Source organism: Bradyrhizobium sp. PRIMUS42 (assembly GCF_023006515.1).
GTDB lineage: Bacteria > Pseudomonadota > Alphaproteobacteria > Rhizobiales > Xanthobacteraceae > Bradyrhizobium.
This window is the reverse complement of record NZ_JALBGZ010001681.1, coordinates 1-223: the sequence shown is the minus strand read 5'-3', so window position 1 is coordinate 223 and position 223 is coordinate 1. Positions and strand designations below refer to the sequence as shown.

Genomic DNA, 223 nt, shown 5'->3' with positions numbered 1-223 from the left:
ACGGGCCGGATCGAGCCGCTCGCGGCCGGCGCTGCGTGCCACGATCGGGACATTGCGGATGTCCTCGCGAACCTGCGTCACGGGAATGCCGGTGAGGAGGAACTGGAGCTGGCGGGCCACCTCGGCCGGCGACAGGCCGATCAGGTTCAGCCGGTCCTGATCCGGGACGAAGCGAAGCACGGGCGTGCGATCGCCCCAATCCCGATTTGCCTGCCGCGCGTCC

General features: G+C 70.4%; 1 protein-coding gene. It reads right to left on the bottom strand.

The window, feature by feature from the left end; all coding sequences use genetic code 11:
* Positions 1-223, bottom strand: a 223-nt coding sequence (locus MOV75_RS42270; protein WP_246933158.1) for a hypothetical protein, incomplete at both ends; no start/stop codon positions are given.